The sequence below is a fragment of the Thalassospira sp. A3_1 genome, from assembly GCF_017744215.1.
Lineage (GTDB): Bacteria > Pseudomonadota > Alphaproteobacteria > Rhodospirillales > Thalassospiraceae > Thalassospira > Thalassospira lucentensis_A.
On sequence record NZ_JAGHQQ010000002.1, the window covers coordinates 1,270,527 to 1,283,571 of the forward strand.

The following is a 13,045-nucleotide window of genomic DNA, read 5'->3' on the forward strand; positions in this document are numbered from 1 at the left end:
GACTGTCTGTACCAATCAGAAAGTGACCGGTGCCCGCGTTGACCCAGCACTTCCTGCCTGCACGGGAAATCAATAGTCCGACAAGGATGCGACCCTGAATGACCGATGATGATGCACACCTGATCTGGGTTCTGGCCGATGATCGCGCCGGAAACGTCAATCAGGCCGTCGGCGTGGCAGAAGCACTGGCCCAGCCCTTCAAGCGGATCGATATCGGTTATACCAATCTGGCGCGCCTGCCCAATGTTATCCGCCGCGCCAGCCTTTTGGGGGTGGATATCGCGTCGCGCGCGCGTCTTGTCGCGCCCTGGCCCGATCTGGTGATTGCCGCAGGGCGGCGGACCGCACCGATTGCGCGCTGGATCAAAAAGCAAAGCAACGGCCATACACGGATTTGCCAGATCATGCGTCCGGACGGGGGCGAGGGGGCGTTCGACCTGATTGCCGTTCCCGCCCATGACCGGATGGCGGCACGTGACAATGTTCTGGAAATTCCCGGTGCCCCGCATCGCGTGACCGAAACGCGCCTTCTGATCGAAGCCGATACCTGGCGCCCGCATTTCAAGGGACTGCCAAAGCCACATATCGCCCTGATCATTGGCGGCAGCACCAAGGCCACGGTTTTCACAGCCAGCATGGCGCGTGAACTGGCCGGGCGGGCGATTGATGCCACAAAGGCGATTGATGGCAGCCTGCTTGTCACGACCAGTCGCCGCACCGGGCAGGAAAACGAGGCGATCATTGCAGAAATGCTGAGCGCATCTGGTGTGCCCTATCACCTGCATGACTGGAACGCGAAGGCGGAAAATCCGTATTTCGGCTATCTGGCGCTGGCGGATATCCTGATTGTTACGGGTGACTCGGTTTCAATGTGTTGCGAGGCCGCCGCCGCACCAGGCGGGGTTTATATCTATGCCCCTGACGGTATCGCAAACCCGCGCCATCAGCTTTTGCATCAGGCATTGTATGATGGTGATTATGCCCGACCGTTGTTGCCAAATACCGAAATCGTACCGTTCAAACATCCGTCCCTGCAACCGGCCCGCATGGTGGCACAGCGTTGCCTTGAATTGCTGAGCGCGCCGGTTTCTTAAGCCGCTTTAATCGTTACGGAATTCGGATGCCGTTTCCGTACGGGTCGATATGATTAACCAGAAAATCGATGAAGGCCCGGATGCGCGCGGCAAGATGTTCATGCCCGGCAAAGATCGCATGGATCAGCTGTTCTTCGTTCGGGTTCCAGTCCGGCAGGATTTCAACCAGCGTTCCGGCCTTGAGATCACCCTGGACATGGAACCGGCCAAGCCGCGCCATGCCCAGCCCCGAAAGGCAAAGGCGGCGCATGGCCGCGCCGCTGTCGCACTGGAAGTTTCCGGTGATCGTCCGGCCAATCCGTTCCCCGGTTTTGGGATTGATGAACGGCCATTCACTCATCGGGACGGGAAAGTTAAATCGCAGGCAGTTATGATCCACGAGATCATCCGGGTGGCGGGGCAGGCCGCGTTTGGCAATATATTCCGGTGATGCCACGATGGTGCGGCTGCTTTCGACCAGTTTGCGGGCCTTTAGTGATGAGTCGGGCAATGATCCGGACCGGATGGCGATATCGGCCCGTTCTTCAAGCAAATCAATGATCCCGTCGGTCAGGGAAAAATCCAGTTCGACTTCGGGATAGCGTTCAAGAAAGGCCGGGATCAGCGGCTGAACATACATCACACCAAACGCGATGGATGCATTGACGCGCAATCGGCCACGCGGGGCGGCCTTGCCGCCGCTGGCGACGGCACGTTCGGCATCATCAATTTCATCGAGAACACGCTGGGCGCGGACCAGATACATTTCGCCTTCGGGGGTCAGTTGCAATCCGCGTGTGGACCGCACCAGAAGCCGGGTTGCCAGCCGGTCCTCGATCCTTGTCACCAGCTTGCTGACAGCCGATGGTGACAGATGCAGTTTTCGCCCGGCTTCGGAAAAGCTTCTGAGTTCCGCAACCCGGATGAAGACTTCCATTTCCCCTGCGCGATTATCCAACTGATCCTCCGGCTTTGAATTCAATTCAAAAGCATTTGTCGCGCAATCCGGATTATCGTGCAAGCATTCCATCGGCATAGTGGGCGGCAATGAAGGGGGCTGGATGCCCCACCAACCATTTGCGCCCGCAGTCGCATGGCGCGCGGGACGGAGAATTGAAATGCCGCTTGCTTTATTTGCGTTGACGATCGCGGCCTATGCGATCGGCACGACGGAGTTTGTCGTCGTCGGCCTTTTGCCGACCGTGGCAAACGATCTTTCGGTGACCCTGCCGATGGCCGGGTTGATTGTCAGTGTCTATGCCCTTGGCGTTACATTCGGTGCACCGGTTTTAACCGCCCTGACCGGGCGGATGCATCGCAAGACCCTGATGCTGGGTTTGATGGCTTTGTTTGTGGTCGGCAACAGTGCCGCCGCACTTAGTCCGACCTATGAAATGCTTCTGGTTGCGCGGGTGATTTCGGCCTTTGCGCATGGTGTTTTCTTCTCCATCGGGGCGACGATTGCCGCCGATCTGGTGCCGGAAAACCGCCGGGCATCAGCGATTGCCATGATGTTCATGGGGCTGACGGTTGCGATTGTAACCGGCGTGCCGCTGGGAACTTTCATCGGTCAGATGCTGGGATGGCGTGCGACTTTCTGGGGTGTTTCGCTTCTTGGTGTGATTGCCTTTGTCGGGATTGCGGCTTTGCTGCCCTCGAACCTTAGCCGGGCGGAGCCCGCACGCCTGATTGATCAGGTGCGCGTGCTTGGCAGTGGGCGGTTGTTGCTGGTGTTTGGCATGACCGCGTTTGGTTATGGCGGCACGTTTGTCACCTTCACCTATCTGTCTGCCGTGCTTCAGGATATTACCGGGTTCAGTGAGTCCAGTGTCAGTCTGATCCTTGTGTTCTATGGGCTTGCGATTGCGGTTGGCAACCTTGCCGGTGGGCGTGTTGCGGACCGGAACCCGGTCCGGGCACTGACCATCCTGTTTGCCTTGCAGGCCGTCACACTTGTGATCTTTACCTTTACCGCCGTCTCGCCGATCCTTGCGGTTATCACGCTGGCCGCCCTTGGTTTTCTGCAATTTGCCAATGTTCCGGGGCTTCAGCTTTATGTCGTGCAACTGGCAAAGCTGCACCGGCCGGGCGGGGTAGATGTTGCATCGGCGCTTAACATTGCGGCCTTTAACCTTGGCATTGCGATCGGGGCGTGGGTTGGCGGGATTGTTGTTTCCTCGTCGCTTGGCCTGTCGGCAACGCCGTGGGTTGCGGCCCTTCTGGTCGCGTTTGCGGTTGGTCTGACCATGATCAGCGGTGCGCTGGATCGCCGGTCCGATAACGTCCTTCAGACCGCATAACCGATATCGGGGTTGCCACGTCCTGTGCACCGGATGTGGCACCCTTTGCCGGAAAGGCTTGTTTTAATGGTCTTTCTGGCGTTTTCTGATTGTTCGCCCCACAAAACCGGTTTTGATATGTCCTTATCGACTGCGCTGCCTGCTGCCGTTCCCGCACATTTCCCCCGCCAGATTGCGGTTCTGATCCTTGTTGTTGTTGCCTGTTCCTTTGCCGGGAACCATGTGGCGGCAAGGCTGGCGTTTGAAAACGGTACCGGGTTGCTTCTGGCGATCCTGTGCCGGTCGGGTGTGGCATTGGCGATCCTGATTACGCTTGTGATCTGGCAACGCCAGACGATCCGGCTTCCGGCCGGGACGCGCAGATGGCAATTGCTGCTGGGGCTTCTGGTCACGATCCAAAGCCTGTGCCTGTATTCGGCGGTGGCGCGCATTCCGGTCGCACTTGCCCTTCTGACGGCCAACAGTTTCCCGATCATTCTGGCGTTGCTGACCTGGGCGTTGGGCGGGGCAAGGCCGACGCTCAAATCGGCGGCCCTGATGCTGTTCATCCTGTCGGGGCTTGTTTTAGCACTTGATGTGCCAGGTGTTCTGGCAATGGATGGTGATGTTGGTGCGAACTGGTGGCAGGGGATTGGTTTTGCGCTGGGGGCGGCAACGTCTTTTGCCGTCGCCCTTTGGGTGACCGATCACAAATTATCGGCATTGCGCGGATCGGTGCGCAGCATGTTCACCATGGTGATCGTGTTTGCATCGATGATCATTGCCGGTTTTGCCGAACTGGTGCCGGGCGGGATGGCATTGCCATCCGCAACACCGGGCTGGTTCGGGCTTGGTGCATTGGTACTGCTTTATGGTGGTGCCTTTTCCGTCCTGTTTATCTCGGTGCCGCGGCTGAATATGGCGCGCAATGCGCCGGTGATGAATATGGAACCGATTGCCACCCTGCTGTTTGGCTGGGTGGTGCTGGAACAGATGATCAGCCCGGCCCAGATGCTGGGCGGGTTGGTCGTGATTACCGGGATTGTCATCCTGACGGTGCGCAAATCGGCCTGAGTGCCGGAATTATCGGAACCTTCGGGTTTGGCAGCCGTTGCGAAGACAGTCGCGACATTTCCAATGAGGAATTCAGATGTTTGATGTATCTGCAAATGGTGCGGTGATTCCCGCCCTTGGCTTTGGCACGTTTCGCATGCCCGAAGCCGACGTTCTGCGTATCGTTCCCAAGGCGATCCAGACCGGCTTTCGCCATATCGATACGGCCCAGATTTACGACAATGAAGCTGCCGTCGGGCAGGCGATCCTTGATAGCGGTGTTCCGCGCAAGGACATCTTCCTGACCACCAAGGTCTGGGTCAGCAATTACAAGCATGATGCCTTTATCAAGTCGGTCGATGAAAGCCTTGAAAAGCTTAAAACCGATTATGTCGATCTGCTGCTTTTGCATTGGCCGAACAATGATGTGTCGCTTGCCGATCAGATTGGCGCGTTAAACGAGGTCAAGCAGGCAGGCAAGGTGCGCCATATCGGGGTGAGCAATTTCAACATTGCCCTGATGGACGAGGCCGTTGCCCTGTCGGATGCGCCGCTTGTGACCAATCAGGTCGAATATCATCCCTTCATTGATCAGACCAAGGTCATGGATGGCGCGCGCAAGCATGGCATGGCGCTGACCGCCTATTATGCGATGGCCGATGGCAAGGTGCTGGAGAATGAGCAGCTTGGCGAGATCGCCAAATCGCATGACAGATCGGTCGCACAGGTTGTTCTGCGCTGGTTGTTGCAGCAGAATGACGTCATCGCCCTTTCGAAAACCGCAACCGAAAGCCGGGTTGCGGAAAACTTCGACATCTTTGATTTCGAACTGAGCGGCGAGGAAATGCAGGCCATTCATGGTCTGGCCGATAAAAACGGCCGGATCGTCAGCCCCGACGGGTTGGCACCTGATTGGGACTGATCCTGCTTTCAGGAAGCGACAGGGCCGGCGAAGCTGATTTACTTGATTAAGGTATTGAGAAATATACCTTTTATATCGAGGTGAATTTTCGTCGGGAACTTTTTCCGGTTTTCTGGAAAATTGTTCTTGATTTGTTCTTTATCTTGTGGCATAAAGATAAAGTCAACAGGACAAATGGGTCCGGAGACAAAACCCGCAAAGCGTGATTCGCTTTTGCGGGTTTTTTGCGTTTCGGGCGGCAAGGACAGGAATGGGATGATGATGGAGCAGCGATCTGATCGTCTGAAAGGACGACGGCGGTATCGCCAAAGGAGCATCACTGGCGCATGGAAAAGCCATTACGGCGGTGGTGCGTCCGGGCCGTAAGGCTGCGGGAAATTTACGAAAAACTGTGATTTGTCATGACGGGAGAGTTGTGCCCTTGGGGCAAGGGCCTCTGTTCGGGGCAGCGAGAACCGGGGCGAGGCGAAGTTGGTCCGGTCCAGTTCAGTCCGGGGCCAGTCCGGTCGGTGAAGTCTGGCAATGCCGAGGATCAGCAGGCCCGAATTGCGTCTGCACTGGATCGGCTGCCTGAATTGGCTAGCTTGGCCTGGCGATGGGGCCGCTGGTGCCGCTGGTGCATTCGGAGATGCCGAAAGGCCGGTCGTCGATGGCGGGATTTGTGCCTGCCATGCGACAGCGTTCCTGCTTTGGGGCGAGGTGCGTTTGCGGTGTCCATCGAGAGCCCGAGGTGCTTGTTCGGGACAGCCGGGGATTGAGGCGAGGTCGGTGTGGTTCAATCCGGTTCAGTTCCGTTCCGTTCCGTTCCGTCCTGTCCTGTCCTTCCAGCCCACCCGGTCGGTGGCGTTTGGTGATGTCGAGGGGCAGCAGGGCTGGTTGGCTGGATTGGCGTGTCGATGGATCAAAATCGTCATTCCGGGCAGAGCAGAGCGCAGACCCGGAATCCATGCCCGATTGAAAGAGACTGGATTCCCGCCTTCGCGGGAATGACGATCAGGTTGGGAATGACAATCGGATCGGGAGGGCTTTGTCAGCGGTCTGAGGGCCGGGTTCTCCGGCCCTTTTGTGGCTTAGACCGCCTGTGAATGCCGCCCGTGGGCGTGATCCAGATAGGTGTCGAACGCCGCACACACCGCACGGACGAGCGGTCGGCCGCTTTCGGTAAGGGTGATGTGTGTGCCGTTAACTTCGACAATGCCATCCTGTGTCATGGCGCGGACCCGCTCGATCTCCCAGGTGAAGCGGTCTGCTGAAATGCCGTGATCGGCGCAGATGGCGGCGACGTCGACCGTCAGGTTGCACATCAGTTCATTGATGATATCGCGCCGGATGCGGTCCTCGTTGCTGACCGCAATGCCCTTTTCAATGCCGCATTCGCCCGCCTCGACCGCGCGTTGCCAGCGGGCAAGGGCCGGGTCATTCTGGGCATAGCCCTGCGGCAGGGATGAAATGGCCGAGGGGCCAAAGCCGATCAATGCTTCGGCGCGGTCGGTGGTGTAGCCCTGAAAGTTCCGGTGCAAAAGGCCGCTTTTCTGCGCGATGGCCATGGCGTCGTCATCGCGGGCAAAATGGTCAAGGCCGATGGCGCTGTAACCATGCGAGGTCAGCCGGGTCTGGATGGCCTCGTACTGGGCCCAGCGTGCAGCGGTGTCGGGCAGGGCTTCGGTCGGGATCAGGTTCTGGTGCTTTTTCATCCATGGCACATGGGCATAACCGAATACCGACAGGCGGTCGGGATTGAGCGTGACCGTCTGATCGACGGTTTCGATGATGCTATCCACGGTCTGGAACGGCAGGCCATACATCAGATCGACATTGATGCCTGAAATCCTGTGCGCACGCAGACGGGCAATGACATCTTCGACCAGCTCAAACGATTGCACGCGGTTGACCGCACGTTGCACAAACGGGTTGAAATCCTGAATGCCGATGCTGGCACGGGTAAAACCGCAATCGGCCATGGCATCGATAAATTCCGGTGTGGCCGTGCGCGGATCCATTTCAAGGGCGACTTCGGCATCGTCAAGAATATCGATGCGGTCCGTCAGGTCGGCCATGATCGCGCGCAGGTCTTCGGGTTTCAGTGCCGTCGGGCTGCCGCCGCCAAAATGAATGTGCGAAACCTTGAAACGATGGGCGGGGTCAAGCTTTGACAGCAGGCTTGCGATTTCAGCCCGAAGGGCGACAACAAAATTGCCGACCGGGTCATATTGTTTGGTGATTTTGGTGTTGCAGCCGCAGAACCAGCACATTTCCCGGCACCACGGAATATGCAGATAAAGCGATAAGGGTTGTGCGGGATCAAGGTCACCCAGCCAGCTTTCGAAAACCTTGCCATTCACCGATGCGCTGAAATGCGGTGCGGTCGGATAGCTGGTATAGCGCGGCAGACGCAGATCGTATTTTTCGTAAAGGGCGAGTTGCATGACGGACATCCCGAAAATTCGTTCTGTCCGTCTTTTGCATTATTCCAAATTCATCTTCCTTGATATGCGTCAAGGAGGGAAGACGCCGCGTTTCAAGGGTGCGGTGCAGGGAAACCATGTCTTTCAGTCAGGGCGGTTAGAATAGCATCCTTGTTGTCGATAAAAGCATGATCATTGATGAAACCGGTTTGAAGGGGCGAGGTGGTGCCGGTCTTAAGGATCATGACCGGCATGGATTGGTGATCCTCGCCCAGTAATTCAATGACATCCATTCTTGGGCGGGGCCACGCGATATGGCGCACATCAAGATTTGATGCAAGATCAGGAAAGGCGTTGAGAACGCCATCAATCAATGTGCAGTGCCAACAGTAAAAATCCGTTCCGGGGTAAGCCGGGTCGGTGAAGCCCGGTTTTAAAAGAAAAAGTGTGTCGCGCGGAAGAGTTTCCAATGACGTTCTCCTTGGAGAATGGGCATCGATGAGGGGGTAAACTGATTTTACCGGAAGACAGTGATTAAAGATGCTTGAAAGCCGAAATCAGATCAGCGCGCAGGATCGCCAGCCGTTCATTGCCGGTTTCCTCGTCATAAGGTTCGGCCTTGCCGACACCCCAGATCGGGCCGGGCCAAGCGGCATCATTTTTGAACCGGGCGACGACGTGGCAATGCAGTTGCGGAACCATGTTGCCCAGCATCGCGACATTGGTTTTATGTGCGTCGAAGCGACGTTTCAGTGTTGCTGAAACAGCGGCGCATTCATCGCCCAGCAATTTGCGTTCATCAGCGCTCAGGTCGTCATAATCGACCAGATTGGCGCGTTTGGGGACCAAAATCAGCCAGGGATAGCGGGCGTCATTCATCAGCAGCACGTGCGATAGCGGCCCGTCGGTGACGAGATCGGTATCGGCGGCAAGTTGCGGATGAAGGGCGAATTCGTCGGTCATAGCGGGCCTCTTTTGGGGCTTGGTGAACTATGTGATCCTTATAATCGGAACGCATCAGCTTGTCGCGCGTTCCGGTAAGGGACAAAATTGTCCATCCGATTGTTCTTTTTGAATAACTTGCAAATAACCCCGTTCCTGACTAGCTAGAACCGGGGTCGGACAAATGCATGACAGGAGCATGACCGGCATGACGGACAGAAAACGGGTGGTAATTGTTGGCGCGGGTTTCGGGGGCATGAGTGCCGCCAAGAAACTTGCGGGCAAGGATGATGTTGATGTCATCCTGATCGACAAACGCAATCATCATCTGTTTCAGCCGCTGTTGTATCAGGTGGCGACCGCCGACCTGTCACCGGCCGAAATCGCCTGGCCGATCCGCAGTATTTTCAGCCGTTATCCCAATGTTTCCGTCTTCATGGGCGAGGTCACCGGGCTTGATTTGCCGGGGCGGCGGATCATCGCGGGGGATCGCGACCTTTCATATGATTATCTGGTGATCGCGACCGGGGCGGTGACATCCTATTTCGGGAATGATCACTGGGCGATGGTCGCACCGGGCCTTAAAAACATTACCGAGGCGACCGATATCCGCAAAAGCCTGCTTCTGGCGTTTGAGCGTGCGGAAAACAGCGAGGATGCGGAAGAACGCCGTCGGTTGCTGAACTTTGTTGTGGTTGGCGGCGGGCCGACCGGGGTTGAGATGGCCGGGGCGATTGCCGAGCTTGCCAAGCAGGCATTATCCCATGATTTTCGCCGGATCGATCCGCGCGATGCACGCATCATCCTTGCCGAAGGCGGCCCCAGATTGCTGGGCGCATTCCCGGAGGATCTATCGGAATATACCCGCAAATCCCTTGAAAAAATCGGGGTCGAGGTCCGGGTCAATCAACAGGTTTCCGACATTACCGCGATGGGTGCGCAGATTGGCGATGAGTTTATTCCGAGCGCCAATGTGATTTGGGGTGCGGGGGTCCGGGTTGATCATCTGGCCGACTGGACCGGGCGGGAATGTGATCGGGGTGGCCGGGTTATGGTCAATACCGACCTTTCGGTGCCGGGTTATGAGGATGTTTTTGTCATCGGTGATGCGGCGCATGTGCCGTGGCGCGATGGCATGACGGTGCCGGGGATTGCGCCAGCAGCCAAGCAACAGGGCAAATATGTTGGCGGGCGTATTCTTGATCATATGGCAAGCCGTGAAACGCCGCCATTTGCCTATCGCCATGCCGGAAATCTGGCGACGATTGGCCGCCATCGGGCGGTGATTGACCTGAACGGGTTGAAGCTGCGCGGCTGGCTGGCGTGGTGGTTCTGGGGGCTTGCGCATATCTATTTCCTGATCGGTCTGCGCGCGCCGGCCCTTGTGATGGTGCAGTGGGTCTGGAGTTATCTGTTCCGTAAAAAAGGCGCGCGCCTGATCACCGGGCTGATGTCGGGCGAGGTATCGGATCAGGCAAGCCCCGCCCAAAGCGCAGCATCAAGCCCGGTGCAGAAAAACGACAAGAACACCACCGGGGGAATGAGGGGGCGATCCATTCCCCGGTGATGGGGCCATCAGGCTTTTCATGCCGTCATGGCGATATCGGACACCTGCGTGTGACGTGCCTGTAGTTGCATGACGATGTCGGTAACCTTTGCCTCGGCATCGGCGATGGATTTTTTTGTGCGTTCATCGCCGAATTCGTCATATTCGATGGCGGTGCTGTATTGATCGGTGATGCCGATATATTCCAGCGGGGCAAAGACGCCGCCTTCGACATGGTTAAGATGGGCAACACGTCCACCCGGATCATATCCGAAATCACCGCGCGAGGATAAGACCACCACCGATTTGCCACCGGTCAGCATCGGCCAATATGGTTCGCCATCGCGCGACCGGTCAAAGCCGAAGGTGACGCCGACGCGGACGATGTTTTCGATCCATGCCTTCATCTGGGCGGGCATGCCGAAATTATACATCGGCACCCCGGCAACAATCACATCGGCACGCAGCAATTCGGCAAGCAGTTCGTCGCTTTCGGCCAGAACCTGATGCATCCAGTCTTCGCGCTGGGCCGGTTTGGTGAAGGCCGCATGAACCCAGTCACCGGTCACCGGATTGGGGGGATTGGCGCCGACATCGCGATAGATGATTTCGTCATCCGGGCGGGTGGCGCGCCATTGTTCGATGAATTTGGCGCTAAGGCGGCGCGAGTGGGAGCCATGGGCGCGGGTGTCGGATCGGCCGGGGCGCGCACTGCTGTCGATATGAAGGATGGTTGTCATGGGGCACCTTTGATCTGTAATGATGATCTTTGTTCATCTGTTTCGATTTGCGTTACCCAATATTTGACTTGGATACAGGTTTTGATCAAAATCGAATATCTCAGCCAATAGATGAATTGAGTTCATCCATATGCCCTTGCCCCCGCTTGCGACCCTGCGCGCCTTTGAAGCCGCCGCCCGACACCTTAGTTTCAAGCGGGCGGCGTCCGAACTTGCCGTAACACCGACCGCGATCAGCCATCAGGTGCGATTGCTTGAAGAAACGCTTGGTGTGCGATTGTTTGACCGCAAGCCAAGGCAGGTGACACTGACCGCCGCCGGGCAGGAACTTTATCCCACATTGCGCGATGGCTTTGCCGGTTTTGCCGTTGCCATTGATCGGGTCAAAGCGCGCAAGCAACAGCGCAGCCTGACGGTATCGGTGTTGGCGTCGTTTGCGGCCAAATGGCTGTTGCCGCGCCTTGGCGGTTTTCAGGCAGCACATCCCGATATCCATTTGCGGCTGCATACTTCGGCCGAGGTGGTTGACCTTAATTCGGGGATGGCCGATGCCGCGGTTCGATATGGACGGGGGCCTTTTGCGGGCATGGTGGTGCAAACCCTGTTTGCCGACCGGTTCGCGCCGGTGTGCAGCCCGATGCTGAATATCCAGCAGCCCAACGACCTGCGCGGACAGACCTTTTTGCATCTGGAATGGTTGCGCCCGGACGAGGCGACGCCGATCTGGGCGAGGTGGTGCAAGCGGGCCGGGTTGGATGATGTCGATTTATCAAGCGGGCTTAGTTTCAGTGACGATACCCATGCCATTCAGGCGGCCATCGCAGGCCAGGGTGTTGTTCTGGCCAGTTCGGAAATGGTGCGTTCGGAAATCGCCGCAGGGCTTCTGGTGCAGCCATTCGGCCCGGTGATGGAAGGGCATCATTATCATCTGATCCATACCGGCAAGAGTGCCAATATCAAGGAAATCGAGGCATTCGGTGCGTGGCTTGCGGACGAAATTGCCAAAGATGGTGCCGTGTGATGAAGGTGTCCGGGATGCCGTCCTGCTTTGGCATTGACGCGGCGGCGGTGATGCGAAACCATGACGACCCGAACCCATGCTTCGATCAGGTGTCCAATGCCCCGTTTCAGCGCCAATCTTTCATTCCTGTTTGCCGATCTGCCGTTTGAAAAACGTTTCGCGGCGGCGGCAGCGGCCGGGTTTGGCGGGGTCGAATATGTCGGCGCCTATGACATGCCGATGGCAAGCGTCAAATCGCTACTGAGTGACAATGGGCTTGAACATGTTTTGTTCAATATGCCGACCGGCGATTGGGAAAAGGGCGAGCGCGGGCTTGCCTGCCGACCGGGGCGCGAGGATGCGTTTCGCGATTCCGTGGTCAGGGCGCTTGATTACGCGGCCGCGACCGGGTGCGGCATGCTGCATTGCATGGCGGGCCTGATGGGCAAGGGCGAAGATGCCGGGGAACTGGCGCGGCTTTATTGCGACAATCTGCTTTATGCCGCCGATCTGGCCGAACAGGCCGGGGTCAAAATCCTGATCGAGCCGATCAATCCGATTGATATGCCGGGTTATCTGCTTAATTCCGTCGAACAGGCCGCCATGATCCTTGATCAGCTTGATCATCCCAATCTGGCGCTGCAATTCGATATTTACCATGCGCAGATTGTCGGCGGGAATATCGCGGCCCGTCTGGACAAGCATCTGGACAAAACCGCCCATATCCAGATTGCCGGTGTGCCAGGGCGGCACGAACCCGATAGCGGCGAGCTTAATTACCCGTTCCTGTTCTATATGCTGGACCGGGTCGGTTATGACGGCTGGATCGGCTGCGAATACAAGCCGCATGGCAATACCGATGCCGGTCTTGACTGGATCCGCCCGTGGATGCCTGCGGCCTCATAGGTTCTCGGTGGCCTTTGGACGCAGAAGAACGGATGTTTTCAACTTGTATCTGATAGCAGGATAATTGCCGGGTTCGGACGTTCTCGACAGGAATCTGGACGTTGCAGCATGGAGAATTCCGAGCAAGTGCCATAATTTCCACGCCGAAATATGAAGATAACGTCAGAGTAAAATTCGTT

At 57.2% G+C, this 13,045-nt stretch carries 12 protein-coding genes; 7 read left to right on the top strand and 5 right to left on the bottom strand.

Annotated features, from left to right (window positions below):
• Positions 1 to 98: 98 nt before the first annotated feature.
• Positions 99 to 1,094, top strand: coding sequence for a mitochondrial fission ELM1 family protein (locus J7395_RS13105; RefSeq protein ID WP_209221760.1), 996 nt, complete (start codon positions 99 to 101; stop codon positions 1,092 to 1,094).
• Positions 1,095 to 1,107: 13 nt separating this feature from the next.
• Here the strand turns inward: J7395_RS13105 and J7395_RS13110 are convergent, their stop codons facing one another.
• Entirely contained in the window at positions 1,108 to 2,031 is a 924-nt protein-coding gene (locus J7395_RS13110; RefSeq protein WP_209221762.1) for a LysR family transcriptional regulator, read from the bottom strand.
• A 160-nt stretch (positions 2,032 to 2,191) separates the two neighbouring features.
• Between J7395_RS13110 and J7395_RS13115 the strand changes: the two genes are divergently transcribed.
• The 3 genes from J7395_RS13115 to J7395_RS13125 all read left to right on the top strand — a co-directional run bounded on the left by J7395_RS13115 (position 2,192) and on the right by J7395_RS13125 (position 5,327).
• Positions 2,192 to 3,373, top strand: coding sequence for an MFS transporter (locus tag J7395_RS13115; RefSeq protein WP_209221764.1), 1,182 nt, complete (start codon positions 2,192 to 2,194; stop codon positions 3,371 to 3,373).
• A 117-nt stretch (positions 3,374 to 3,490) separates the two neighbouring features.
• Positions 3,491 to 4,426, top strand: a complete 936-nt coding sequence (locus J7395_RS13120; RefSeq protein ID WP_247742115.1) for a DMT family transporter — start codon at positions 3,491 to 3,493, stop codon at positions 4,424 to 4,426.
• Between the two features lie 76 nt (positions 4,427 to 4,502).
• Complete coding sequence (locus tag J7395_RS13125; protein WP_209221768.1) at positions 4,503 to 5,327, top strand: aldo/keto reductase; 825 nt, start codon at positions 4,503 to 4,505, stop codon at positions 5,325 to 5,327.
• A gap of 1,070 nt (positions 5,328 to 6,397) precedes the next feature.
• Here the strand turns inward: J7395_RS13125 and hemN are convergent.
• From hemN to J7395_RS13140, 3 genes are all read right to left on the bottom strand, one after another.
• Positions 6,398 to 7,753: an oxygen-independent coproporphyrinogen III oxidase gene (gene hemN, locus J7395_RS13130; protein ID WP_209221770.1), complete on the bottom strand. Its 1,356-nt coding sequence runs from the start codon at positions 7,751 to 7,753 to the stop codon at positions 6,398 to 6,400.
• Positions 7,754 to 7,845: 92 nt separating this feature from the next.
• Positions 7,846 to 8,202 carry a DUF3088 domain-containing protein gene (locus J7395_RS13135; RefSeq protein WP_209221772.1) on the bottom strand — a complete coding sequence of 119 codons (357 nt, stop codon included), beginning with the start codon at positions 8,200 to 8,202 and terminating at the stop codon, positions 7,846 to 7,848.
• 64 nt (positions 8,203 to 8,266) lie between these two features.
• Positions 8,267 to 8,695, bottom strand: coding sequence for an HIT family protein (locus J7395_RS13140; protein ID WP_209221774.1), 429 nt, complete (start codon positions 8,693 to 8,695; stop codon positions 8,267 to 8,269).
• 187 nt (positions 8,696 to 8,882) lie between these two features.
• Here J7395_RS13140 and J7395_RS13145 point away from each other — a divergent pair, with 187 nt between their 5' ends.
• The gene (locus J7395_RS13145; protein ID WP_247742116.1) at positions 8,883 to 10,241 is read left to right on the top strand and encodes an NAD(P)/FAD-dependent oxidoreductase; all 1,359 of its coding nucleotides are present in this window, start codon (positions 8,883 to 8,885) and stop codon (positions 10,239 to 10,241) included.
• Between the two features lie 17 nt (positions 10,242 to 10,258).
• Here J7395_RS13145 and J7395_RS13150 read toward each other — a convergent pair whose 3' ends face one another.
• Positions 10,259 to 10,960, bottom strand: coding sequence for an NAD(P)H-dependent oxidoreductase (locus J7395_RS13150; RefSeq protein WP_209221776.1), 702 nt, complete (start codon positions 10,958 to 10,960; stop codon positions 10,259 to 10,261).
• A gap of 130 nt (positions 10,961 to 11,090) precedes the next feature.
• Here J7395_RS13150 and gcvA point away from each other — a divergent pair, with 130 nt between their 5' ends.
• Positions 11,091 to 11,981 (top strand): transcriptional regulator GcvA, encoded by an 891-nt coding sequence (gene gcvA / locus J7395_RS13155; protein ID WP_209221779.1) that lies wholly within the window; start codon positions 11,091 to 11,093, stop codon positions 11,979 to 11,981.
• A gap of 96 nt (positions 11,982 to 12,077) precedes the next feature.
• Positions 12,078 to 12,866 carry a 2-oxo-tetronate isomerase gene (gene otnI, locus J7395_RS13160; RefSeq protein ID WP_209221780.1) on the top strand — a complete coding sequence of 263 codons (789 nt, stop codon included), beginning with the start codon at positions 12,078 to 12,080 and terminating at the stop codon, positions 12,864 to 12,866.
• Positions 12,867 to 13,045: the final 179 nt, after the last annotated feature.

Excerpts from the sequence above, each read along its gene's own strand:
- J7395_RS13105 (WP_209221760.1), top strand. The coding sequence starts at position 99 with ATGACCGATGATGATGCACACCTGATCTGGGTTCTGGCCGATGATCGC.
- J7395_RS13115 (WP_209221764.1), top strand. The coding sequence starts at position 2,192 with ATGCCGCTTGCTTTATTTGCGTTGACGATCGCGGCCTATGCGATCGGC.
- J7395_RS13120 (WP_247742115.1), top strand. The coding sequence starts at position 3,491 with ATGTCCTTATCGACTGCGCTGCCTGCTGCCGTTCCCGCACATTTCCCC.
- J7395_RS13125 (WP_209221768.1), top strand. The coding sequence starts at position 4,503 with ATGTTTGATGTATCTGCAAATGGTGCGGTGATTCCCGCCCTTGGCTTT.
- hemN (WP_209221770.1), bottom strand. The coding sequence starts at position 7,753 with ATGCAACTCGCCCTTTACGAAAAATACGATCTGCGTCTGCCGCGCTAT.
- J7395_RS13140 (WP_209221774.1), bottom strand. The coding sequence starts at position 8,695 with ATGACCGACGAATTCGCCCTTCATCCGCAACTTGCCGCCGATACCGAT.
- J7395_RS13145 (WP_247742116.1), top strand. The coding sequence starts at position 8,883 with ATGACGGACAGAAAACGGGTGGTAATTGTTGGCGCGGGTTTCGGGGGC.
- J7395_RS13150 (WP_209221776.1), bottom strand. The coding sequence starts at position 10,960 with ATGACAACCATCCTTCATATCGACAGCAGTGCGCGCCCCGGCCGATCC.
- gcvA (WP_209221779.1), top strand. The coding sequence starts at position 11,091 with ATGCCCTTGCCCCCGCTTGCGACCCTGCGCGCCTTTGAAGCCGCCGCC.
- otnI (WP_209221780.1), top strand. The coding sequence starts at position 12,078 with ATGCCCCGTTTCAGCGCCAATCTTTCATTCCTGTTTGCCGATCTGCCG.